This is a genomic window from Nocardioides immobilis, assembly GCF_003515065.1.
GTDB lineage: Bacteria > Actinomycetota > Actinomycetes > Propionibacteriales > Nocardioidaceae > Nocardioides > Nocardioides immobilis.
In genome coordinates this window covers 116,234-137,486 of the sequence record NZ_QXGH01000016.1, presented here as the reverse complement: position 1 = coordinate 137,486, position 21,253 = coordinate 116,234, and the positions used below count along the sequence as shown (strand labels likewise).

The 21,253-nt window shown below is 71.9% G+C and carries 25 protein-coding genes and 1 riboswitch; of the genes, 19 read left to right on the top strand and 6 right to left on the bottom strand.

Features of this window, described 5'->3' with window-relative positions; genetic code table 11:
* Positions 1-37 precede the first annotated feature (37 nt).
* A complete protein-coding gene (locus tag D0Z08_RS13145; RefSeq protein WP_147381425.1) occupies positions 38-460 on the bottom strand; it encodes a hypothetical protein in 423 nt (140 codons plus the stop codon).
* A gap of 55 nt (positions 461-515) precedes the next feature.
* Between D0Z08_RS13145 and sp36 the strand changes: the two genes are divergently transcribed.
* From sp36 to D0Z08_RS13130, 4 genes are read left to right on the top strand one after another with little or no spacing between them, the layout of a single operon-like run.
* The gene (sp36, locus tag D0Z08_RS32110; RefSeq protein ID WP_182481284.1) at positions 516-668 is read left to right on the top strand and encodes a Sp36 family protein; all 153 of its coding nucleotides are present in this window, start codon (positions 516-518) and stop codon (positions 666-668) included.
* Between the two features lie 16 nt (positions 669-684).
* Positions 685-1,146: a RidA family protein gene (locus D0Z08_RS13140; protein ID WP_118925697.1), complete on the top strand. Its 462-nt coding sequence runs from the start codon at positions 685-687 to the stop codon at positions 1,144-1,146.
* On the top strand, positions 1,143-2,024 hold the full coding sequence (locus tag D0Z08_RS13135; RefSeq protein WP_245993926.1) for an NUDIX hydrolase: 882 nt from the start codon (positions 1,143-1,145) through the stop codon (positions 2,022-2,024). Before D0Z08_RS13140 ends, D0Z08_RS13135 begins: the two co-directional genes overlap by 4 nt.
* Positions 2,021-2,842 (top strand): MBL fold metallo-hydrolase, encoded by an 822-nt coding sequence (locus D0Z08_RS13130; protein ID WP_245993925.1) that lies wholly within the window; start codon positions 2,021-2,023, stop codon positions 2,840-2,842. Before D0Z08_RS13135 ends, D0Z08_RS13130 begins: the two co-directional genes overlap by 4 nt.
* A 4-nt stretch (positions 2,843-2,846) precedes the next feature.
* Here D0Z08_RS13130 and D0Z08_RS13125 read toward each other — a convergent pair whose 3' ends face one another.
* Positions 2,847-3,197, bottom strand: a complete 351-nt coding sequence (locus D0Z08_RS13125; RefSeq protein ID WP_118925696.1) for a DUF1330 domain-containing protein — start codon at positions 3,195-3,197, stop codon at positions 2,847-2,849.
* A gap of 115 nt (positions 3,198-3,312) precedes the next feature.
* Between D0Z08_RS13125 and D0Z08_RS13120 the strand changes: the two genes are divergently transcribed.
* The 3 genes from D0Z08_RS13120 to D0Z08_RS13110 all read left to right on the top strand — a co-directional run bounded on the left by D0Z08_RS13120 (position 3,313) and on the right by D0Z08_RS13110 (position 6,145).
* A complete protein-coding gene (locus tag D0Z08_RS13120) occupies positions 3,313-4,077 on the top strand; it encodes a helix-turn-helix domain-containing protein (RefSeq protein ID WP_118925695.1) in 765 nt (254 codons plus the stop codon).
* 82 nt (positions 4,078-4,159) lie between these two features.
* On the top strand, positions 4,160-5,641 hold the full coding sequence (locus D0Z08_RS13115; protein WP_220454164.1) for an FAD-dependent oxidoreductase: 1,482 nt from the start codon (positions 4,160-4,162) through the stop codon (positions 5,639-5,641).
* A gap of 168 nt (positions 5,642-5,809) precedes the next feature.
* The gene (locus D0Z08_RS13110; protein WP_342772350.1) at positions 5,810-6,145 is read left to right on the top strand and encodes a Uma2 family endonuclease; all 336 of its coding nucleotides are present in this window, start codon (positions 5,810-5,812) and stop codon (positions 6,143-6,145) included.
* Between the two features lie 3 nt (positions 6,146-6,148).
* Here D0Z08_RS13110 and D0Z08_RS13105 read toward each other — a convergent pair whose 3' ends face one another.
* Both D0Z08_RS13105 and D0Z08_RS13100 read right to left on the bottom strand, forming a co-directional pair.
* A complete protein-coding gene (locus tag D0Z08_RS13105; protein WP_118925693.1) occupies positions 6,149-6,523 on the bottom strand; it encodes a YdeI/OmpD-associated family protein in 375 nt (124 codons plus the stop codon).
* 150 nt (positions 6,524-6,673) lie between these two features.
* A complete protein-coding gene (locus D0Z08_RS13100; RefSeq protein ID WP_118925692.1) occupies positions 6,674-7,351 on the bottom strand; it encodes a Crp/Fnr family transcriptional regulator in 678 nt (225 codons plus the stop codon).
* 166 nt (positions 7,352-7,517) lie between these two features.
* On the opposite strand from D0Z08_RS13100, the gene nth reads away from it, so the two are divergent.
* From nth to D0Z08_RS13075, 5 genes are read left to right on the top strand one after another with little or no spacing between them, the layout of a single operon-like run.
* Positions 7,518-8,234, top strand: a complete 717-nt coding sequence (gene nth, locus D0Z08_RS13095; RefSeq protein WP_118925691.1) for an endonuclease III — start codon at positions 7,518-7,520, stop codon at positions 8,232-8,234.
* The gene (locus D0Z08_RS13090) at positions 8,234-8,830 is read left to right on the top strand and encodes a TlpA disulfide reductase family protein (protein ID WP_118925690.1); all 597 of its coding nucleotides are present in this window, start codon (positions 8,234-8,236) and stop codon (positions 8,828-8,830) included. Before nth ends, D0Z08_RS13090 begins: the two co-directional genes overlap by 1 nt.
* The gene (locus tag D0Z08_RS13085) at positions 8,827-9,594 is read left to right on the top strand and encodes an NUDIX hydrolase (protein ID WP_118925689.1); all 768 of its coding nucleotides are present in this window, start codon (positions 8,827-8,829) and stop codon (positions 9,592-9,594) included. The genes D0Z08_RS13090 and D0Z08_RS13085 overlap by 4 nt, the downstream gene beginning before the upstream one ends.
* Positions 9,594-10,775: a MarP family serine protease gene (locus D0Z08_RS13080; protein WP_118925688.1), complete on the top strand. Its 1,182-nt coding sequence runs from the start codon at positions 9,594-9,596 to the stop codon at positions 10,773-10,775. The genes D0Z08_RS13085 and D0Z08_RS13080 overlap by 1 nt, the downstream gene beginning before the upstream one ends.
* A gap of 34 nt (positions 10,776-10,809) precedes the next feature.
* Positions 10,810-11,583, top strand: coding sequence for an enoyl-CoA hydratase/isomerase family protein (locus D0Z08_RS13075; protein ID WP_118925687.1), 774 nt, complete (start codon positions 10,810-10,812; stop codon positions 11,581-11,583).
* Between the two features lie 24 nt (positions 11,584-11,607).
* Here D0Z08_RS13075 and D0Z08_RS13070 read toward each other — a convergent pair whose 3' ends face one another.
* The gene (locus tag D0Z08_RS13070) at positions 11,608-12,363 is read right to left on the bottom strand and encodes a hypothetical protein (protein ID WP_118925686.1); all 756 of its coding nucleotides are present in this window, start codon (positions 12,361-12,363) and stop codon (positions 11,608-11,610) included.
* A 65-nt stretch (positions 12,364-12,428) separates the two neighbouring features.
* Here D0Z08_RS13070 and D0Z08_RS13065 point away from each other — a divergent pair, with 65 nt between their 5' ends.
* From D0Z08_RS13065 to D0Z08_RS13050, 4 genes are all read left to right on the top strand, one after another.
* A complete protein-coding gene (locus D0Z08_RS13065) occupies positions 12,429-13,619 on the top strand; it encodes an oxidoreductase (RefSeq protein ID WP_118925685.1) in 1,191 nt (396 codons plus the stop codon).
* A gap of 247 nt (positions 13,620-13,866) precedes the next feature.
* On the top strand, positions 13,867-14,979 hold the full coding sequence (locus D0Z08_RS13060) for an NAD(P)H-dependent amine dehydrogenase family protein (RefSeq protein ID WP_118925684.1): 1,113 nt from the start codon (positions 13,867-13,869) through the stop codon (positions 14,977-14,979).
* Positions 14,976-15,815, top strand: coding sequence for an SDR family oxidoreductase (locus D0Z08_RS13055; RefSeq protein WP_118925683.1), 840 nt, complete (start codon positions 14,976-14,978; stop codon positions 15,813-15,815). Before D0Z08_RS13060 ends, D0Z08_RS13055 begins: the two co-directional genes overlap by 4 nt.
* Positions 15,816-15,824: 9 nt before the next feature.
* The gene (locus D0Z08_RS13050; RefSeq protein WP_118925682.1) at positions 15,825-16,910 is read left to right on the top strand and encodes an MBL fold metallo-hydrolase; all 1,086 of its coding nucleotides are present in this window, start codon (positions 15,825-15,827) and stop codon (positions 16,908-16,910) included.
* Here D0Z08_RS13050 and D0Z08_RS13045 read toward each other — a convergent pair.
* Positions 16,900-17,340: a GNAT family N-acetyltransferase gene (locus D0Z08_RS13045; protein ID WP_245993924.1), complete on the bottom strand. Its 441-nt coding sequence runs from the start codon at positions 17,338-17,340 to the stop codon at positions 16,900-16,902. The two genes, D0Z08_RS13050 and D0Z08_RS13045, sit on opposite strands and share 11 nt — an antisense overlap.
* Before the next feature lie 53 nt (positions 17,341-17,393).
* A riboswitch (TPP riboswitch) is annotated at positions 17,394-17,501 on the top strand.
* Between D0Z08_RS13045 and D0Z08_RS13040 the strand changes: the two genes are divergently transcribed.
* The 3 genes from D0Z08_RS13040 (at position 17,495) to D0Z08_RS13030 (ending at position 21,251) form a co-directional block, all read left to right on the top strand.
* Positions 17,495-18,544: a thiamine ABC transporter substrate-binding protein gene (locus tag D0Z08_RS13040; RefSeq protein WP_118925680.1), complete on the top strand. Its 1,050-nt coding sequence runs from the start codon at positions 17,495-17,497 to the stop codon at positions 18,542-18,544. Its footprint overlaps the riboswitch before it by 7 nt.
* A gap of 4 nt (positions 18,545-18,548) precedes the next feature.
* On the top strand, positions 18,549-20,219 hold the full coding sequence (locus D0Z08_RS13035; RefSeq protein ID WP_118925679.1) for an ABC transporter permease: 1,671 nt from the start codon (positions 18,549-18,551) through the stop codon (positions 20,217-20,219).
* Positions 20,220-21,251 carry an ABC transporter ATP-binding protein gene (locus D0Z08_RS13030; protein ID WP_118925678.1) on the top strand — a complete coding sequence of 344 codons (1,032 nt, stop codon included), beginning with the start codon at positions 20,220-20,222 and terminating at the stop codon, positions 21,249-21,251. It abuts the gene before it with no gap.
* Positions 21,252-21,253 lie beyond the last annotated feature (2 nt).

Genomic DNA, 21,253 nt, shown 5'->3' with positions numbered 1-21,253 from the left:
CACCTTAGCGGGTGGTAAGACCCCGGGATGCCGTCGGTCAGGCGCTGAGCCGGTCGGCGATCACGACCCAGGTGAAGAACGAGATGCCCAGCAGCATCCCGACGTGCCCGAGGATCGAGAGTGCCGGTCCCTGGGCCCAGCTGTCGCCGGTGGTGTCGGCGGCGTGCTTGCCCGGCCGTGACATCCACCGGCCCAGGATGAGCAGCCCGATCGCCACCTCGATCCACCACACGACCAGGGCCACCACGCCGACCAGGTCCTCCGGCGACGTCAGGTAGTAGACCCACACGCCGAGCGCCAGGACGCCCACGACGGTGTGGGCGTTGACGATCGCCAGCGGCACGAGCGCATGCCCGGACTGCGCGTGCTCGTTGGACAGGCGCATCCGGGTCAGGAGTACGACGACCGCGGCGAGGCCCGTCAGCATCCAGACGGCGTTGTCGAGGTTCACGCGTCGCATCGTGGCACACCTGTGACCCGCGCCACAGGTAGTGGCTGCTGAGTAAGGTGCCCGCATGACCAAGTGGGAGTACCAGGTGGCGCCCGTCCTCAACCATGTCGCGGCGCAGATCCTCAACAACTTCGGCCAGGACGGCTGGGAGCTCGTGACGCTGATCCCCGGCCAGGGCGGCAACGACATCGCCTACTTCAAGCGCCCCGCCGAGTGATGCTGAGGGCTGAGGCATGAATACACCCGAGGAGCGGCTCGCCGAGCTCGGCCTCACCGTCCCGGAGGTCGTGCCGCCGCTGGCGGTCTACGTCCCGGCGGTGCGGGTCGGCTCGCTCGTCTACACGTCCGGCCAGCTGCCCATCATCGACGGCGCGCTGATCGCGACCGGCAAGGTCGGCGGCGAGATCACCCCCGAGCAGGCAGCAGCGTGCGCGCAGCAGTGCGCTCTCAACGCGATCGCCGCGATCCGGGCGGTCGCCGGCGACCTCTCTCACATCCGGATCGTCAAGGTGGTCGCCTTCGTGGCGTCGACACCGGACTTCACCGGCCAGCCCGGCGTTGCCAATGGCGCCTCCGAGCTCTTCGGCGCCGTCTTCGGTGACGCCGGCGTGCACGCCCGGTCGGCCGTGGGGGTCCCGGTGCTGCCGCTCGACGCACCGGTCGAGGTCGAAGTGATCGCGGAGATCGCCGGGTGACCGGGACGCCGCCGGCGAAGGGCTTCGCCCGGATCCCGCTGCCGCAGAGCCTGGTCGACCAGGCCCGGGCCCACCAGGACGGCACGACGGTGCCGGCGGAGCCCCGCAACGCAGCGACCGTCGTACTGATGCGGGGCGGGAGCGGGGAACCGGAGGTCTACCTGCTCCGCCGCCAGAAGGTGATGGCGTTCGCGGGCGGGATGGCTGTGTTCCCCGGTGGTGGGGTCGACCCCCGCGACTTCGACAGCTCGGTGGCGTGGGCGGGGCCGGCGCCCGCCGACTGGGCGGAACGGCTCGGCGTCGAGGAGGAGCTGGCGCGCGCGATCGTGTGCGCCGCCGTACGCGAGACGTTCGAGGAGTCGGGCGTCCTCCTTGCCGGCGACTCCGCCACGACCGTGGTGGCGGACACCACCGGAGCCGACTGGGAGGCCGACCGGGAGGCGCTGGAGTCGCGCGACCTGTCGATGACCGACTTCCTCACCCGCCGCGGACTGGTGCTCCGCACCGACCTGCTGGGCGCGTGGTCCGGCTGGCTGACCCCGACGTTCGAGCCGCGCCGCTACCGGACGTGGTTCTTCGTCGCGGCGCTGCCGGAAGGGCAGGTGACCCGCGACGTCTCGACCGAGTCGACCGAGGTGCTGTGGCTGCCCGCCTCCGAGGCACTCCGACAGGCCGAGTCCGGCGAGCTGATGATGCTGCCGCCGACGTACCTCACCTGCCTGGAGGTGCTCCAGCACGCCGACCCCGGCGAGGTGCTCGCGGCAGCGAGAGAGCGTGACGTGTCGATGTTCACGCCGGAGGTCGTCGCGGACGGCGACGAGTTCGTCCTCTCCCGCCCGCCCCACCTCGACCCGCTCCTGCAGGAGCGGTTCGGGTGAGCGAGCCCTGGGCGGGAGGCGAGTACGGCGACCGTGGTCACTGCCTGCTCGCCCCCAACCCCGGGATCATGACCCTCGACGGCACCAACACCTGGGTGCTGCGCGAGCCCGGCGCCGAGCGGTCGATCGTCGTCGACCCGGGACCGCTGGACGACGCCCACCTCGACGCCGTCGCCGAGGCGGCCGGCCAGGTCGACCACGTGCTGGTGACCCACCACCACATCGACCACACCGAGGCCGCCCGGACCTTCGCCGAGCGGATGGGGTGCGGCGTCCGGGCGCTCGACCCCGACCAGTGCTGGCGGGCGGACCCGGTCACCGACGGCGAGGTCCTCGACGTCGCAGGACTCCGGGCGGAGGTGCTGACGACGCCCGGCCACACCGCCGACTCGATCTCCCTGCTCGTCGAGCGGGACCGCGCGCTGCTGACCGGCGACATGGTGCTCGGCCGCGGGACGACGGTGATCGTGCACCCCGACGGCGACCTCGGCGGCTACTTCGAGTCCATCGCCAAGATGCGCTCGCTGGTCACCGACGGCCGGGTGGACGCGCTGTGGCCGGCGCACGGTCCGGTGCTGCCGGACGCGGCCGGGGTGCTCGACCACTACGTCGTCCACCGCCGCGAGCGGCTGGCCCAGGTCGAGGCCGCCCTCTCCCGGCTCGGGATGGCGCCGGCCGACCTGCCGCCCGACGTCGCCGAGCACCCCACCCTGCCCCGTGCGGTGGTCGAGGTCGTCTACTCCGACGTCGACGAGTCGCTCTGGGGCGCGGCCGAGTGGTCGGTCCGCGCCCAGCTCGCCTACCTCGCCACCCGCTGACGGCTCAGCTCGCGTTGGCGAGAGCGAGCACCTCGGGCACCTTCTCGATCGCGCGGTAGCCGTCGGGGACACCGACGACCATGGCCGCGATCGACTGCGAGTGCTCGGTGCGCAGCGGCAGGATCGCCTGGTAGGCGGGCGAGTCGTACCACTCGCGGACGGCGTCCGGCGACGGGAACTCGATGATCACGATCGCGCCGTCCCACTCGCCCTCGGCGGGCGTCAGGTCGCCGCCGTGGACGATGAACCGGCCGCCGTACGGCGCGAGCGTCTCGTCGATGCGCTCGAGGTACTCGGCGATCTCGACTCCGAAGTCGACCTCGCGCAGGTAGGCGATGGCATAGGCCTTGGTCATGGTGGTGCTCCTCTCGGGACTGCTTCGAGGCACGATCAGAACCCGCCGGGCGGTGCGGCGTCGATGACGTCGGACGTCATGTCCGTCTGCACCTGCGACGACTAGCGTCTGCGGCATGAGTGAATCGCCGGGCCACGTGGGTGAGCTGCTGCGCGGCTGGCGCCAGCGCCGCAACCTCTCCCAGCTCGACCTCGCCAGCCGGGCGGACGTCTCGACCCGACACCTCAGCTATGTCGAGACCGGCCGCTCGCAGCCGACGAGCGCGATGATCCTGCGCCTCAGCAGCCACCTCGACGTCCCGCTGCGCGAGCAGAACCGGCTGCTCCTCGCCGGCGGCTTCGCGCCCGCCCACCCGGAGCACCAGCTGACCGACCCGCCGATGGCCGAGGCCAACGCCGCCCTCGAGGCGATCCTCCAGGCCCACCTGCCCTACCCGGCGTTGGTGGTCGACCGGCACTGGGAGCTGGTCTCCGCCAACGACGCCGCGTTCGACCTGCTCGACGGCATCGACGCGGACCTGCTCGAGCCGCCGGTCAACGTGATCCGGCTGTCGCTGCACCCGCGCGGGCTCGGGCCGCGGATCGTCAACATCGCCGAGTGGCGGGCGGCGCTGGCCGCGCGGCTCCGCCGCGAGTACGACGCCACCGGCGATCCCGCTCTCGGCGAGCTCGCCGACGAGGTGGCCGAGGAGCTCGCGGCCGTGCCCGGATCGACCGCGCTCGTCGTACCTCTCCAGCTGCGGAGGGGCGACACCGTGCTGTCGTTCATCTCGACGACGACGGTGTTCGGCACCCCGCGCGAGGTGACCCTGACCGAGCTCGCGATCGAGGCGTTCTACCCCGCCGACGTGGCCACGCGGAAGATCCTCAACGGTCACTAGATCATCCCATCGGTGGTTGTTCCGGCGGCGCGCGCGAGGCGACACTGGGAGGCGACTCTCGGGTTGCCGAGAGGAGCCTGCCGTGTCAGCAACCGAGCAGGACGCGACCGTTCGCGCTGACGTGTGTGTCGTCGGCGCAGGGATCGCGGGTATGAACGCCCTGTACGTCGCCAGCCGCTACCTGCGGCCCGACCAGCGGATCGTGCTGGTTGATCGCAACGACCGCCCGGGTGGCATGTGGGTCGAGACCTACGACTACGTGCGGCTCCACCAGCCGCACCCGTTCTTCACGGCGGGCAACGTGAAGTGGGACTTCGGCAAGCCTCCCGAGCACCTGTCCTCCAAGACCGAGGTGCTCGACCACCTGCGCCACTGCCTCGACGAGGCGGAGAAGGCCGTGCAGGTGACCGAGCTGTTCGGCCACGAGTACCAGAGCTCGGAGGAGGAGAACGACGTCGTCGTCGTCACCTGCCGTGCGCCGGACGGCAGCCCGGTCAGGATCGTGGCCGACAGGCTCATCGACGCCGTTGGCTTCAGCATCGAGGCCAACCAGCCCCTCCGCCTGTCCAGCACACGCGTGCGGTCCGTGGCGCCGGAGACGTGCGACATGCGCGACGGTCCGATCGCCGCCGACGACGCGCCGGTCTGGGTCATCGGGAGTGGCAAGACCGGCATGGACACCCTGCACGCGCTGATCACCCACTACCCGGGCCGCGAGGTGAACCTGATCGCCGGTACGGGCACGTTCTTCATCAACCGTGACCGCCTATATCCGACCGGGGCCCGCAGGTGGTGGAGCGGTGCGCGGCCCAACTGGTTCCTCGCAGAGCTGGCGAACCGCTTCGACGGCACCAACGAGTACGACGTCGCGACCTGGGCCCGCGAGAAGGCCGGCCTGTGGGCCACGCCGACGGCGGCCCACTTGTTCATCGGGCTGATCTCCGAGGCCGAGATCGAGCGGATCCGCGCAGGACTGGGCCGGACCGTGATGGACCACCTCCTCGACGCGGTGGACGACGGAGACGGCGTCCGGCTGACCCTCCGCAGCGGCGGCCACGTCGACGTCGAACCGGGGAGCTGGCTCGTCAACTGCACCAGCCACTTCGACTTCGCCGACCGGCCGTCCGAGCCGCCGTACGTCTCGGCCAGCGGCCGGTCCATCCGGATCGGGGCGACCGGGCTGTTCGGGTTCAGCTCGTTCGGGGGCTACTTCCTCACACACCTGCTCTTCCTCGACAAGATCAGGACGGTGCCGCTCTACACCACGGACAGCATCGCCTTGTTCCAGAAGTCGCCGCTGGCGGGGTTGGTGTCGCTGCTCACCATCGCGCAGTACAACCTCGGCCTCGTAGCCGATCACGCGCCGGCCAAGGTGTTCCAGCAGTGCGGTCTCGACTTCGACCGGTGGTATCCGCTGCCGCGGCGGTTCGCCGGGCAGCTGCAGTTCCTGATCGGGCACAAGCGCCGGCGCGAGCAGTACCGACGCGCACTCGACACGATGGGGGAGCGGTTCGGGATCGATCACGGCCCGGTGATCGGCGCCGAGATGGCGCCGACGTCGTGACCGCCTGAGTGGCCACCCGGCAACGCCGCTGTCCACAGGCGCCGACGGAGGGCCTGGTACGGCTCTCGTCGTCTCAGCCGCACCCTCGCAGCACCACCAAGCCATCGAGTTCCGGCTGCAGATGCTGCTCCATCAGCACCTGGCGCCGGGGAGCAAGGTCACCCACGGCTGGGGCTGTCGCCGAGGGATGCGCGCGAGGAGCTGATCCCGGACCTGATGGTCCACGACCCGACCGACGAGCAGCGTGCGCTGAGGGGGGTCCCTCACCTGGTGGTGGAGATCGTCTCGTCCCACCGCGGGAAGGACCTGGTGGCGAAGGTGCAGCGCTACGCCGCCTGGGGAGCGCCGTCGTACTGGATCGTCGATCCGCGCGACCGGGTGGTCATCACGATGGCGCTGCGGGACGGGCTGTACGCAGAGACCGCACGGCTCACCGCCGGCTCCGGAGTCCTGACGTACGGCGACGTCCGGGTCCCGGCCGACCTCGACGAGCTGTTCGGCTGATCGCTAGCCCGCGACGGCGGCGGCCCAGCGGCCGTCGGCCTTCGCGGCCTCGACCGCGGCCCGCCCGGCGGGGGTCATCAGCCCGTCGTACTCCAGCAGTCGGACCCGGGACACGTTGGACGCCGACCACTTGCTCTTCGGGCCCCGCGGCGTGAACCGGATGAACGTCGTCTCCGCGTCCCGGCTGCGGCCCTGGCCGTCGATCCAGCCGAAGCACAGCGCCTCGAGCACGGCGTCCTCGTAGGTCAGGGTCGTCACGGTGCCGCCCTTGCGGGTGAGCACCAGCCACGCCGCGGGCTCGGAGCGGTGGTGCTCGGCGAGCCAGGACCGCCACGCGGCTCGGTCCGCCACCAGGATCTCCTCACCACTCAGCACCATGGCCCGACCTTGCCACATCCCTGGGAACGTCGTCAGCCCAAAAGGCGGCGGACCAGCAGCCACGCCCCGCCGCCCAGGAGTACGACGAGCAGCGCGCTGCGTCCGGGCGGGGGTCCGGGGGTGGCTCCACCCGAGAAAATCTCGGAAGGCTCAGCGAGCCCTGCGGGTCATCCGCTCCATGTCCATGATGACCACCGAGCGGGGCTCGAGGCGGAGCCAGCCGCGGGACGCGAAGTCGGCAAGCGCCTTGTTGACCGTCTCGCGGGACGCGCCGACCAGCTGGGCCAGCTCCTCCTGGGTGAGGTCGTGGTGGACGTGCACCCCGTCGTCCGCCGTACGGCCGAACCGCTCGGCGAGGTCGAGCAGCGCCTTGGCGACCCGGCCGGGGACGTCGGAGAAGACCAGGTCGGCGACCACGTCGTTGGCCTTGCGCAGCCGGCCGGCGAGCTGCGTGAGCAGGCCGCGGGCGACGGCCGGGCGGCCGTCGAGCCAGCGCAGCAGGTCCTCGTGGGAGAGCGAGACGAACTCGGCGTCGGTGACGGCGGTGACGGTCGCGGACCGCGGGCCGGGGTCGAAGAGCGACAGCTCGCCGAACATCGAGCCCGGGCCGAGGATCGCGAGCAGGTTCTCGCGGCCGTCGGAGGAGGTGCGGCCGAGCTTCACCTTGCCCTCGAGGACGATGTAGAGCTTGTCGCCGCCGTCGCCCTCGTGGAACAGCACCTCGCCGCGGCGCAGCCGGGTCTCGGACATGGACGACCGCAGGGCCGACGCAGCCTCGTCGTCGAGGGCGCTGAACAGCGGTGCCTGACGGAGTACGTCGTTGTCCACCGGTTCCTCCAAGGATTAGGTACGGCGACCGGTCCCCCCAGTGAGGCCGGCCGGACGTCTGCGTGTGGTGCGCGCAACGTCAGCCCGCATCCTAGCCAGTGGCCCACCTCACACCTAGCGGCCGTGAGGGTCAGGCCCGTCGGCGGCTACCCGTAGGCTGACCGGCGTGCGGGCGATCACGACAGAGGCCGAGACGCCGACCGGCCTCGTTCGTCGGGCGCGCAAGATCGACCGGGTGCTGGCCGAGACGTATCCCGACGCGAAGTGCGAGCTGGACTTCGACGATCCGTTCCAGCTCCTCGTCGTCACCGTGCTGAGTGCGCAGACGACCGACAAGCGGGTCAACATCGTCCGGCCGAAGCTGTTCGCGGCGTACCCAGACCCCAAGGCCATGGCCGCCGCCGACCGCGCGCACCTCGAGCAGATCATCGGCCCGCTCGGCTTCTTCCGGGCCAAGACCGAGGCGCTGCTCAAGCTCAGCGCCGCGCTCGTCGAGCGCTACGACGGCAAGGTCCCGCCGCGCCTCGACGACCTGGTGACGCTCCCCGGGGTCGGCCGCAAGACCGCCAACGTGGTGCTGGGCAACGCCTTCGACATCCCCGGGATCACGGTCGACACCCACTTCGGCCGGCTCGCCCGCCGCCTCGGGTGGACGGAGGAGACCGACCCGGTCAAGGCGGAGCACGCCGTCGGCGCGCTCTTCCCGAAGCGGGACTGGACGATGCTCAGCCATCACCTGATCTGGCACGGCCGCCGGGTCTGCCATGCCAAGAAGCCGGCCTGTGGCGCGTGCCCGATCGCCCGGTGGTGCCCCTCCTACGGCACCGGACCGACCGATCCGGTCGAGGCCGACAAGCTGGTCCGCACCGAGGGACCCAACTGATGCGAGCCCTGCCACTCGCGGTCCTCGCGATCGCCGTGCTGCTCACCGGGTGCGACCAGAGCGACCCGGCGGCCGGGTGCGACGTCGACGTCGACACCGCGGAGCTGCGCGGCCTCAAGGCCGACGCCGGGATGGCCGACTGCCCGACCGGCAGCGGCGACTCCGACCTGCCCGACGTCGAGCTGCCCTGCCTCGGTGGCGGCAGCGCCGGAGCACTCGATGCCGTCGAGGGCCCGGCGATCATCAACTTCTGGGCGTCCAACTGCGCGCCGTGCGTCAAGGAGATGCCGGCGCTCGAGGAGTTCCACCAGCAGTACGGCGACCAGGTGCCGGTCATCGGGGTCGACTACCTGGACACCTATCCCGGCGCGGCGCTCGACCTGGCCAAGCGCACCGGCGCCACCTACCCCTCCTATGCCGACCCGTGCGGCGACCTGCAGGAGTCCGACCTGGTCGTGAGCGGTCTGCCGACCTTCGTGTTCGTGCTCGAGGACGGCTCGATCGACATCGAGACCGGCGGTCTCGACACGGTCGACGAGGTCGTCGAGCTCGCCGAGGACAAGCTCGGCATCGAGCTGGACCGGAGTGCGGCGTGAACGACCAGCCGGCGTTCGCCGTACCTGACGACCTCCCGGGGTGGCTGCTGCCCGTCGCCGAGGCGGCCAGCGCGATCGAGGGCAGCGACCTGACCGCGTTCCTGCCGCCGCCGGGGTCCGACCCCCGCCGTGGTGCGGTGCTGATGCTCTTCGGCGAGGAGGACGGGCGCGGCGACCTGCTGCTGACCGAGCGCGCTCACGGCATGCGCTCCCACCCCGGCCAGGTGTCCTTCCCCGGCGGGACCATCGATCCCGGAGAGAGCGCGATCGAGGCCGCGCTGCGGGAGGCGCAGGAGGAGATCGGCGTCGACCCTGCGGCCGTCGAGGTCTTCGCCACCCTCCCCGAGCTGTGGCTGCCGCCGTCCAACTTCGCGGTGACCCCCGTGCTCGGCTGGTGGCGCGACCCCCACCCGGTCGAGGTCGCCTCCCCCGACGAGGTCCACGAGATCCATCGCGTGGTGCTCGAGGAGCTGTTCGCGCCGGAGCACCGGATCGCCGTACGACACCCGAGCGGCTGGACCGGGCCGGGCTTCCTCATCGGGGAGCAGCGCGACGTCATCCTGTGGGGCTTCACCGGCGGGATCATCACCCGGTTCTTCGACTACCTCGGCTGGCTGCCGCCGGTGGCCGAGCCGCCCGTCCACGAGCTCCCGGGCTACATGCTCGCCGAGTACCAGCGCCGGGTCGATCACGCTGAGGACGGCGACGAGCCCGACAGCCTCGACATCGCCGAGCCCAACCCGAGGCAGGGGGGTCGTTCCTGATGGGCCTCAACCTCCTCGACTGGCTGCTCGTGGTGCTGGTCCTCGCCTATGCGCTGTCCGGCTACTGGCAGGGGTTCGTCACCGGCGCGTTCGCGACCGTCGGCCTGCTGCTCGGCGGCTTCCTCGGCATCTGGGTCGCGCCCCTCGTCCTCGGCGGTGCCAACCCGTCGCTCGGCGTCTCGCTGGGGGCGCTCTTCATCGTGATCCTCGGTGCGTCGCTGGGCCAGGCGCTGATGCAGTACGCCGGTGCCCGGGTCCGGGAGCGGATCACCTGGCAGCCCGTGCGCGCCGTCGACGCCGTCGGCGGCGCGGCGCTGTCCGCGGCCGCCGTGCTGCTCGTGGCCTGGGCGCTCGGCTACGCCATCTCCGGCACCCGGATCGGCCCGGTCACCGAGCAGGTCCGCAGCTCGTGGGTGCTCGGCAAGGTCAACGCGGCCCTCCCGGCGTCCGCGCCCAACGTGCTGCAGGCGTTCAACCAGGTCGTCGGCACCGGCTTCTTCCCGCGCTACCTCGAGCCATTCTCGCCGGAGCGGATCCGGGAGGTCGCGCCCGGCCCCAAGCGACTGACGACCGATCCGCAGGTCCTGTCGACCGAGGGGTCCGTCGTCAAGATCCGCGGGGCCAACGACTGCGGCCGTGGGGTCGAGGGCACCGGGTTCGTGTTCGAGCGCAACAAGGTGATGACCAACGCCCACGTCGTCGCCGGCGTCGACGACCCGGAGGTCGAGATCAACGGTGGCACCGAGCTCGCCCGGGTCGTCCTCTACGACCCCGACCTCGACGTCGCCGTCCTCAGCGTCGACACCGGCGACGCACCGATCCTCAAGTTCGACGAGTCGGTCGGGCCCGACGACCCGGTCGCGATCGTCGGCTACCCGCAGGACGGGCCGTTCGACGTCCAGCCGGGCCGGGTCCGGGACAACCCGACCCTCCGCTCGCCCGACATCTACGGGTCCGGCACCGTGCTCCGTGACGTCTTCTCGCTGCGTGGGCTGGTCCGGCCCGGCAACTCCGGGGGCCCGATCATCACTCCCGGCGGCCAGGTCGCCGGCGTCGTCTTCGCCGCGTCCGTCGAGGACTCCGACACCGGCTACGCCCTGACCGCGAAGCAGGTCGCCGACAGCGCCGATGCAGGCGAGAACCGCGAATCCGAGGTCGGCACCGGCGACTGCGCCGCCTGACCCCACACTCCCGACACACCCCGGAAGAGGAACCATGACCGATCAGTACGTCGACTACGCCTTCACCGACGGCGCCGCGCGGATCACCTTCGTGGCCGGCGACCGCGGCAACCCGATCGAGCCTGTGTCGACCCAGCAGCTCCACGAGGCCGTGCTGCGGGCCAAGGCCGACGGTGCGCGGGTGATCGTGCTCGCCGCCGAGGGGCGCTTCTTCTCGGTGGGCGGTGACCTCGGTGCGTTCGGCGGTGCGGCCGACCCCGGTGCGCTGCTCCTCGACCTCGCCGAGTCGGTCCACCGGGTCATCACCGAGCTGGTCCGCGGCGACGCGATCGTCGTCAGCGTCGTCCACGGCACAGCTGCCGGCGGCGGCTTCCCGCTGGCGGCAGCGGCCGACATCGTGCTCGCCGCCGACACGGCGAAGTTCAGCCTGGCCTACGCGAAGGTCGGCCTCAGCCCCGACTGCGGCGGCAGCCTCCTGGTCCACACGCTCGGCCTGCACCGGTTGCTCCGGCTGGCCCTGCTCGGCGACGTCCTCACCGCGCAGGAGGCGTACGACGCCGGCCTGGTCGCGCGCGTCGTACCGGCGGACGAGCTGGCCGCCACCGCCGACGCCGTCGTCGCCGACCTGCTCGCCGGGTCCCGGGGCGCGCTCGCTGCCGCCAAGCGGCTCGTGCGCAACGCCGCCGAGGCGGCGCCCGAGGCGGCGCTGCGGCGCGAGGCGGAGTCGATCAGTGCGCTCGCCGGCACGCCGAACGGGCAGGAGGGCATCGCTGCCTTCCTGGAGAAGCGGCCGGCGAAGTTCGCCTAGGACGCGGAGGAGTCCTCAGCTGGCCTAGGCCGGCGCGGGCGCCGTGGTGTCCTCGGGCTCGTCGCCCTGGGCCACGTCGACCAGCCGCTCGACAGCGATCTCGGCCCAGGCCGCGTGCTCGGTCGAGCGCTGCTGGACATCAACGGTGGCCACGACAGCGATGTTCGGCCCGACCCGGACGTAGGTCGTCTCGATGTAGACCTCGACCGGCTGACCGCCCGGCTCCGCGATCGTCCCGGTCGCCGACAGGTCGAGCTGGTCGTCGACGCCGTCGTAGCGGACGTCCTCGGTCGTCTTCATCGTGAGGTCCCAGGTGTTGCCGTCGGTGTCCTCGCCGGTGATCGAGGTGCAGGCACTCAGCACGACCTGGGCCTGGTCGAAGATGGCCTTGATGGAGGGCTCGGCGGCATAGGCGCTGATGCTGGTGTCGACGGTCGGGAGGCTGTCGCCGTACTCGAACTCCGTGCCGGCCTTCGCCTGGTACTCGAGCTGCTCGACCAGGAGATCGGCCTGGCCGAGGCAGCCGGGCGCCTTGCCGTCGTCCTCCTCGGCGGGTCGTGAGATCCAGCCCTCGCCGAGGTTCTCCTCCTGGAGCAGGGCCTCGGAGATCTGCTCCTCGGTGAGCGCGACCACCGGGCCGTCCTTCTCGTCCTTGTCGTCGGAGTCGGAGTCGCCGCCGTCGTCGTTGCAGCCCGCGGCGAGGGCCGACACGAGGGCGAGGACCGCGACGGGAGCGAGGGCGCGGCCGCGGCGGGGACGGAAGGCTGGAGTACGTCGCACGGGGACCTCCGGGGGAGCGGGTGAGGTCTGAATGAAACCAGAGTAGAACGCGTTACAGTTCTTGGGTGCGTCCCTCTGTCTTCAGTCCCGTCGATCTCGGTCCGGTCCGGCTGCGCAACCGCACCGTGAAGGCGGCGACGTTCGAGGGGCGCACGCCTGCGGGGGAGGTCACCGACGAGCTGATCGCCTACCACCTCGCGCCGGCGCGGGGCGGGATCGGCCTGACGACGGTCGCCTACCTCGCCGTTGCGCCGGAGGGCCGTACGCACGCCGAGCAGATCGTCATCGGGCCGCGCACGCTGCCCGGTCTCGCGCGGCTGACCGACGCCGTCCACGCCGAGGGCACCGCGGTCGCCGGCCAGGTCGGCCACGCCGGGCCGGTCGCGAACGGCCGCTCGAACGGCGTGCACGCGATCTCCGCGAGCCGGATGCCGAGCCCGCTGTCGATGCAGATGATCAGGGCGGCGAGCGAGCGGGACCTGACCCGGGTCACCCGGGCGTACGTCGACGCTGCTCGGGTCCTGGTCCGCGCCGGGTTCGACGTACTCGAGCTGCACATGGCGCACAGCTACCTGATCTCGTCGTTCCTCGCGCCGGGGCTGAACCGCCGCAAGGACCGCTGGGGCGGCCCGCTCGAGCGCCGTGCCCGGCTCGGGCGCCAGGTGGCGCGCGCCGTACGCGAAGAGGTCGGCGGCGCGGTCGCGCTGACCGCCAAGATCAGCGTCTCCGACGGGTTCCGCGGGGGTGTCACCACCGAGGAGGGCATCGCGTTCGCGCAGCTGCTCGAGGCGGACGGCCACCTCGACGCCCTCCAGCTGTCGGGTGGGTCGTCGCTGATGAACCCGATGTACCTCTTCCGTGGCGAGACGCCCGTCGCCGAGTTCGCCGACGCGATGCCGACGATCGTGAAGTGGGGCATGAAGACCCCGGTCGGCCGCGGGTTCCTCAAGCGCTATGAGTTCGAGGAGGCCTACTTCAAGGAGAAGGCACTCCGGTTCCGGCGCGAGCTGTCCATGCCATTGATGCTGCTGGGCGGCATCAACCGGCTGGAGACGATGGAGCAGGCGATGGCCGACGGCTTCGACCTGGTGGCGATGGGTCGCGCGGTGCTGCGCGAGCCGGACCTCGTCAACCGGCTGCAGGCCGGGACCGCCACCGAGGGCATCTGCACCCACTGCAACCGCTGCATGCCGACGATCTACACCGGCACCCGCTGCGTGGAGTGGGCAGCCGACGAGGCGATTCCGACCGCCTGACCCGTGGGTACGTCGCCTTGCTCCCTCGCTCCCTCGGGGTTCGGTGGGGTGCGCGCGGCGCGGTGCTGTAACTCGGTGTTCGGTTTGCTCGGTCGGTGCCGGATCCGCTCCCTCGGCGCTGTGGCCGGTCACGGCACCGAGGGAGCGCACAAACGACCCATCGAGCGGACCGAACACCGAGTTACAGCAGCAGCCCGCCCGGCGAGCACCATTCCCTAAAACTAGAACCTGTTCTACCCTGGGGCCCATGTCGCAGGCCACCTTCGCATCGACCCGCCCCGAGAAACCGCTTCGTGTCGTCGTCTGGTCCACCGGAACGATCGGGAGGCACGCCATCGCTGGTGTGGACGCGCATCCCGATCTCGAGCTGGTCGGAGTCTGGACCTCGACGCCCGCCAAGCACGGCGTCGACGCGGGCGAGCTGGCCGAGCTCGGGCGCGAGCTCGGGGTCAAGGCCACGACCGATCGCGACGAGCTGGTCGCGCTGCGGCCGGACTGCATCGTCCACGGGGCGATGACCGACGACCGGGTCTTCGAGTCGATCGACGACCTGACCGGCCTGATCCGCGACGGGGTGAACGTGGTGTCGAGCGGCCCGGTGATCCTGCTGCACCGCGCGGGCACCCTGCCGGACGATATGATCGCCACCATCGACGAGGCCGGCCGCGAGGGCAACGCGAGCCTGCACGTCAACGGCATCGACCCGGGCTTCGCCAACGACGTGCTGCCGCTGGTGATGACCAGCCTCAGCCAGCGGATCGACCACATCAAGGTCAGCGAGATCGCCGACTACTCGACCTACTACCAGCCGGTGGTCATGCGCGACCTCTTCGGCTTCGGGCAGCCGATGGACGCCAAGCCGCTGCTCTGGGAGCCGGGCATCCTCACCACGGCCTGGGGCCCGGTCGTCCGGCTGATCGCCGCCGGGCTCGACGTCACCCTCGACGAGCCGCTCGTCGAGGAGGTCGACCGGCGGCCGGCGCCGCGCTCGATCCAGACGGTCTCCGTCGACATCGAGGAGGGGACGATGGGCTCGGTGCGGTTCCGCGTGATCGGCACCGTCGACGGCGTACCGCGGATCACCCTCGAGCACGTCACCCGCACCGACGCGGAGGCCGAGCCCGGGTGGCCGAGTCCCCACGAGGGCGACGGCTGCTACCGGATCGAGATCTCCGGTGAGCCGCAGATGAAGGTCGAGTTCAGCCACCACGGCGAGCACGGCGACCACAACGTCTCCGGGATGATCGTCACCGCGCAGCGGCTGGTGAACGCCGTACCCGCCGTGGTCGCCGCCGACCCCGGCCTGATCACCGCCCTCGACCTCCCGCTCATCACCGGCCGGGGCCTGGTGAGCAAGTGAGCATCCTCGACCGGTTCCGGCTCACCGACCACGTCGCCGTCGTCACCGGCGCCGGCCGCGGCATCGGCGCAGCCACCGCGGTCTCGCTCGCCGAGGCGGGCGCCGACGTCGTGATCTCGGCCCGCACCGAGGCGCAGCTCGAGCAGGTCGCCGAGCGGATCCGGGCAGCGGGACGCCGGGCGCTCGTCGTACCAGCGAACCTCGCGCACACCGAGGCGGTCGCCGGCCTCGCGCAGGCGGCGTACGACGAGTTCGGGCGCCTCGACATCGTCGTCAACAACGTCGGCGGCACCATCCCGAACGCGTTCCTCGACACCGACGTCGCCTACCTGGACGAGGCCTTCCACTTCAACGTCAGTACGGCGCACGCGCTGACCCGCGCCGCCGTACCGCTGATGCTCGCGTCGGTCGGCGACCCCGACGAGCACCGCCAGAAGTCGGTCGTCAGCGTCAGCTCGACGATGGGCCGGACCGCCGGCCGCGGCTACCTCGCCTACGGCACCGCCAAGGCCGCGTTGGCGCACTGGTCGCGGCTCGCCGCCACCGACCTCGCGCCGCGGATCCGGGTCAACGGCATCTACGTCGGGTCGGTGATGACCAGCGCGCTGGAGTACGTCGCCGGCAACCCGGAGATGAAGGAGCAGATGGAGCACGGCACCCCGCTCGGCCGGATCGGCGAGGCGGAGGACATCGCGGCGGCGGTCGTCTACCTCTCCTCGCGCGCCGGGCAGTACGTCACCGGCAAGATCCTCGAGGTCGACGGCGGCCTCCAGGGCCCCAACCTCGACCTCGGTCTTCCCGACCTCGCTCCGAGCGCCTTCAGCACGGATCAGTAGGGTGCCGGGATGACCTCTGGAGTCAGTACCGGCGCCGCTATCTCACCCGACTCTGGCGAGCACTGGGCGGCCGAGGGCGCCTGGGAGGTGGCCCCCGGCATCCACCGGATCCCGCTGCCGCTCCCCATGGACGGGCTCAAGGCGATCAACGTCTACGTCGTCCGGAACGACGACGACGCAGGCGGCCTCACCCTGATCGACGGCGGCTGGGCGATCCCGGTCGCGCGCGAGCTGCTCGACAAGTGCCTGCGCTCCATCGGCTCCGGGTTCGGCGACATCAAGCGGTTCCTGGTGACCCACATCCACCGCGACCACTACACGATGGCGACCGTCCTCGGCCACGAGTACGGCGCCGACGTCGCCCTCGGCCTGCCCGAGAAGCCCGGCCTCGACCTACTGCACGCCGCCGGGCGCGGCGAGTTCGACCAGGGCAACCCGTTCAGCGGGGTGCTCCGGTCCGCCGGCGCGCTCGAGGTCGCCGACGCGTGGGAGCTCGGGCGGCGCGTCGAGGACCTCCCCGACCCGGTCGACTGGGCCTACCCCGACACCTGGCTCGACGGCGACGTGAGCGTCGACATCGGCAGCCGGACCATCGACGCCGTGCACACACCCGGTCACACCCCGGGCCACTACGTCTTCGCCGACCGCGCCGACGGGCTGCTCTTCGCCGGCGACCACGTGCTGCCGACGATCACCCCGTCGATCGGTTTCACGGTCCCGCCCGAGCCCGACCCGCTCGGCCACTTCATGGCCTCCCTGTCGAAGGTGCGCGGGCTCCCGGACCTGCGGATCCTGCCCGCCCACGGGCCCGTCGCGCCCTCGTCCCACGCACGCGTCGACGAGCTGCTCGCGCACCACGAGCACCGGCTCGAGCAGTGCCTGACGTCGCTGCGGTCCCGCGGCGCGTCGGTCGCCGCCCTCGTCGCGACCGATCTCGGCTGGACCCGGCACGAGCGGTCGTACGACGAGCTCGACCTCTTCAACAAGGGCATGGCGGCCATGGAGACCAAGGCCCACCTCGACCTGCTCGTCGCGCGCGGCCAGGCGACCTGCGTGACCAGCGCAGACGGGGACAGCTACACCGTCACCGGCTGAGCCGCATCGGGGTGTGCGGGATGCCGTCCTCGAGGAACTCGGCCCCATCGGCGGCGAACCCGAACCCGGCGTACCAGCCCGCCAGCGGCGTCTGGGCGTCGAGCACCACGTCCCTGTCGGGACCGACCGCGGCGCAATGGGCGAGCGCGGCTTCAACCAGGCCGTCGGCAAGCCCGCGCCCGCGGGCCTCCGGCGCGAGAACCACCCGCCCGATCCGCCACGTGGTCGCGTCGTCGAGCACCCGCAGGTAGCCGAGCAAGGCATCGCCCTCGCGCATCAGCACGTGCCCGGTGCCGGGTTCGGGATCGCGGCCGTCGAGGTCGGCGTACGGACAGGCCTGCTCGACCACGAAGACGTCCTGCCGGAGCCGGGCCACGTCGTACACATCGACGGCGGTGAGGCCCTCGAACGGGGCGACGCGGATCTCCACGTCCACGAATCTAGGCCGCCGGAGGGTGGCCGGCGCGCGCGGCATACATTGGGACTGAAAGACAGGGGAGCACGTCAGCGTGCTGAGAGTGCGGCCAGAGCCGCAGACCCTCCGAACCTGCTCCGGCTAATACCGGCGAAGGGAGTCACCACCGATGCGCTTCCGTCCTGCGATCACCCTCTCCGCGCTCGCGCTGATCGGCACCGGCTGCTCGCTCGTGACCGAGAACGACGACGCCCCCGACACCGCCCCGGGGGAGTGCGGCGAGGTCGTGCTCGTCACCCACGACTCGTTCGACCTGCCCAAGAAGGTCGTCAAGGCGTTCGAGGACGAGTCGGGCTGCACGCTCACCCACAGCCCCGCCGGGGATGGAGGCGAGCTCACCAGCACGCTGACCGTCACCCAGGGCGACCCCATCGGTGACGTCGCGTTCGGCGTGGACAACACGTTCGCGGGCGCGGCGCTCGAGGAGGGCGTGTTCGCGCCGTACGACGCCGAGCTCCCCTCCGGCGCGGACCAGTACCTGCTGCCCGGCGACGACGAGGGTGTCCTGACGCCCGTCGACAACGCCAGCGTCTGCGTCAACGTCGACTCCGCGTGGTTCGCCGAGCGCGACCTCGAGCCGCCGGCCACCCTGGACGACCTCGTCGACCCCGCCTACCGCGACCTGTTCGTCACGTCGGCCGCGACCACCAGCACCCCCGGGCTCGCGTTCCTGCTGGCGACGATCGGCGAGTACGGCGACGACTGGACCACCTACTGGGAGGACCTCCTCGCCAACGGGGCCAAGGTCGTGAAGGGGTGGGAGGACGCCTACTACGTCGACTTCTCCTTCTCCGGGGGCGACCGCCCGATCGTGCTCTCCTACGACACCTCGCCGGCCTACACGGTGAAGGACGGCGAGACGTCGACCGCGGCGCTGCTCGACACCTGCTTCCGTCAGGTCGAGTACGCCGGCGTGCTCGAGGGCGCGGCCAACCCGGAGGGTGCGGAGCGGGTGATCGACTTCCTGCTGAGCCGCGAGGTGCAGGAGGCGCTGCCGACGAGCATGTACGTCTTCCCGGTCGACGACGAAGCGGCGCTGCCGCCGGAGTGGGCGGAGTTCGCCACCCAGCCGGAGGCGCCGATCGAGGTCGCACCGGAGGACATCTCCGAGCACCGGCGTGAGTGGCTGATGGAGTGGACGGACATCACCAGCGGGTGACCGGATGAGGAGGGTAGCCGGCCTCTTCGCGCTGGCCGCGGTGCCGACCGCGGTGCTCGCGGTCTTCTTCCTGCTCCCGGTGTCCGGGATGCTCGAGCGCGGGCTGTGGCCGGAGGGGTCGTTCGACCCGGGCGCGGTCCTGGACGTGCTGGGCCACGAGCGCACCCGCCGCGTCCTCTGGTTCACGGTGTGGACCAGCACCGCGTCGACGGTCGTCGCGGTGTTGATGGGCCTCCCGGCCGCCTACGCCCTGCACCGGCTGGCTCTCCCGCTGCGCGGCGCGGTGCGGGCCGCGCTGCTGGTGCCGTTCGTGCTCCCGACCGTCGTCGTAGGCATCGCGATCCGGGAGCTGGTCGCCGAGTCCGGCCCGCTCGGCTTCCTCGACCTCGACGGCACCCCGGTGGCGATCATGATGGGCCTGGTCTTCTTCAACGTCGCCGTCGTCATCCGCACCGTCGGCACGGCGTGGGAGAGCCTCGACCGCCGGCCGGCCGAGGCCGCCGCCGCGCTCGGCGCGTCCCCGCTCCAGGTGCTGACCTCGGTCACGCTGCCCGCGCTGCGGCCCGCGATCGTGTCCGCCGCCGCGGTGGTCTTCCTGTTCTGCGCGACCGGGTTCGGCGTGGTGCTCCTGCTCGGCGGCACCCGCTACGCATCCGTCGAGACCGAGATCTACCTGCTCACGACCGGGGCGATCAGCGGGACCGTGGAGTACCAGGCGGCGGCCGCGCTCTCGCTCGTGCAGCTGGCCGCGGTCGTCGTACTCCTGGCTGTCGCGGCGCGGCTGCGTGCCGTACCGGACCCGACGGTACGACGCGCGCTGGCCGCCCCCGTGCGACCGCGGCGCCAGGACGTGCCCGCCGTGGCCGCGACCGCGGTGGTGCTGGTCGCGATCGCCCTGCCGATCGTCACGCTGGTCGTCGGCTCCCTGCGGTACGACGGCGCGTGGACGCTCGCGCACTACCGCGCCCTGCAGGGGAGCGGTGCCGACGCCGGCGGTGGCGGGATGGGCGGCGGCCTGCTGCGGGTGCCGGTGTCCGAGGCGCTGGTCAACTCGCTGCGGATCGCCGTCGACGCGACCTGGATGTCCCTGCTGCTCGGCCTGCTGGTCGCCATCGTGGTGACCAGGAAGGCGCGGAGCCGCACCGAGGCCACGGTGCGGAGCGCGTTCGACGGGCTGTTCATGCTGCCGCTCGGGGTCTCGGCGGTGACCCTCGGCTTCGGGTTCCTGATCACCCTCGACGACCCTCCGCTCGACCTCCGCTCGAGCCCGCTGCTGGTGCCGGTCGCCCAGGCGCTGGTCGCGCTGCCGCTCGTCGTCCGGGTGCTGGTGCCGGTCCTGCAGGGCATCGACGACCGGCAGCGCCAGGCCGCGGCGTCGCTCGGCGCCGGTCCGCTGCGGACCGTGCTGACGGTCGACGTACCGGTCCTCTGGCGGCCACTGCTCGCGGCGACCGGGTTCGCGTTCGCCGTCTCGCTCGGGGAGTTCGGCGCGACGTCGTTCATCGTGCGGGCCGAGGTGCCGACGCTGCCGGTCGTGATCTACCGCCTGATCGGCAGCCCCGGCCAGCTGAACTACGGCACCGCCATGGCAGCCTCGGTCGTGCTCGCCGCGACCACGACCCTGGTGATCCTGCTGGTCGAGCGGCTTCGGGTTCCCGGTGTGGGGGTGATCTAGGTGCTGACGGTCGAGGGGCTCACGGTCGCCTTCGGGCACCACGTCGCCGTCGACGGCGTGGACCTGCAGGTCGACGACGGGCACGTGCTCGCCGTGCTCGGGCCGTCCGGCAGCGGGAAGTCCTCGCTGCTGCGGGCGGTGGCCGGCCTGGAGCCGCTGCGGGCCGGGTCGGTCCGGTGGGACGGCGACGACCTCGCCGGCGTGCCCACCCACAAGCGCGGGTTCGCGCTGATGTTCCAGGACGGCCAGCTGTTCGACCACCTGAGCGTCGCCCGCAACGTCGGCTATGCGCTGCGTCTCCGGCGTACGCCGGGGCTGTCGAGGCGCGCCATCGGGACCGAGGTCGCCTCGCTCCTCGAGCTGGTCGGCCTCGGTGGGTACGGCGACCGGATGCCGCGCACGCTCTCCGGCGGCGAGCGCCAGCGGGTCGCGCTGGCCCGGTCGCTCGCGGCCGAGCCGCGGCTGCTGCTGCTGGACGAGCCGCTCTCCTCGCTCGACGCCGAGCTCCGGGTGCGGCTGGCGGCCGACCTGCGGCGGATCCTGCGCGAGGCGGGCACCACCGCGCTGCTGGTGACCCACGACCAGGAGGAGGCGTTCGCCGTCGCCGACCGGCTGGCGGTCATGCGCGCCGGCGCCGTCGTCCAGCAGGGCACGACGGAGGAGGTGTGGGCGCGGCCGATGGATGCGGCGACCGCCCTGTTCCTCGGCTACGCACGGGTGCTCGAGAACGGCGCCGCCCGGGCGGTCCTGGCGGCCGCCGGGCTGCCGGCCGCGGACGCGATCGCCGTACGACGCTCGGCGCTGGCCGCACGCCGGGCCGACCCGGGCTCGGCCGACGGTGACGGCCTGACGGCCACCGTGCTCGCCGTACGGGCCACTCCGGACGACGTACGGCTCGTCGTCGACGCCGAGGGCATCGGCGAGGCGGACGCCGTGGGGGCGCCCGGGTGGCTTCCCGCGCCGGGTGACCGGGTCGTCCTGCGGGTCGACCCGGCGCGCCTCGCCGTGCTGCCATCAGGGCCCACGTCCTAGAC

Bases quoted from the DNA above. Each gene is read 5' to 3' on its own strand.
- D0Z08_RS13145 (WP_147381425.1), bottom strand. From the start codon at position 460: ATGCGACGCGTGAACCTCGACAACGCCGTCTGGATGCTGACGGGCCTC.
- D0Z08_RS13060 (WP_118925684.1), top strand. From the start codon at position 13,867: ATGTCGCAGGCCACCTTCGCATCGACCCGCCCCGAGAAACCGCTTCGT.
- D0Z08_RS13050 (WP_118925682.1), top strand. From the start codon at position 15,825: ATGACCTCTGGAGTCAGTACCGGCGCCGCTATCTCACCCGACTCTGGC.
- D0Z08_RS13080 (WP_118925688.1), top strand. From the start codon at position 9,594: ATGGGCCTCAACCTCCTCGACTGGCTGCTCGTGGTGCTGGTCCTCGCC.
- D0Z08_RS13125 (WP_118925696.1), bottom strand. From the start codon at position 3,197: ATGACCAAGGCCTATGCCATCGCCTACCTGCGCGAGGTCGACTTCGGA.
- D0Z08_RS13075 (WP_118925687.1), top strand. From the start codon at position 10,810: ATGACCGATCAGTACGTCGACTACGCCTTCACCGACGGCGCCGCGCGG.
- D0Z08_RS13105 (WP_118925693.1), bottom strand. From the start codon at position 6,523: ATGGTGCTGAGTGGTGAGGAGATCCTGGTGGCGGACCGAGCCGCGTGG.
- D0Z08_RS13040 (WP_118925680.1), top strand. From the start codon at position 17,495: ATGCGCTTCCGTCCTGCGATCACCCTCTCCGCGCTCGCGCTGATCGGC.
- sp36 (WP_182481284.1), top strand. From the start codon at position 516: ATGACCAAGTGGGAGTACCAGGTGGCGCCCGTCCTCAACCATGTCGCG.
- D0Z08_RS13120 (WP_118925695.1), top strand. From the start codon at position 3,313: ATGAGTGAATCGCCGGGCCACGTGGGTGAGCTGCTGCGCGGCTGGCGC.
- D0Z08_RS13035 (WP_118925679.1), top strand. From the start codon at position 18,549: ATGAGGAGGGTAGCCGGCCTCTTCGCGCTGGCCGCGGTGCCGACCGCG.
- D0Z08_RS13140 (WP_118925697.1), top strand. From the start codon at position 685: ATGAATACACCCGAGGAGCGGCTCGCCGAGCTCGGCCTCACCGTCCCG.
- D0Z08_RS13090 (WP_118925690.1), top strand. From the start codon at position 8,234: ATGCGAGCCCTGCCACTCGCGGTCCTCGCGATCGCCGTGCTGCTCACC.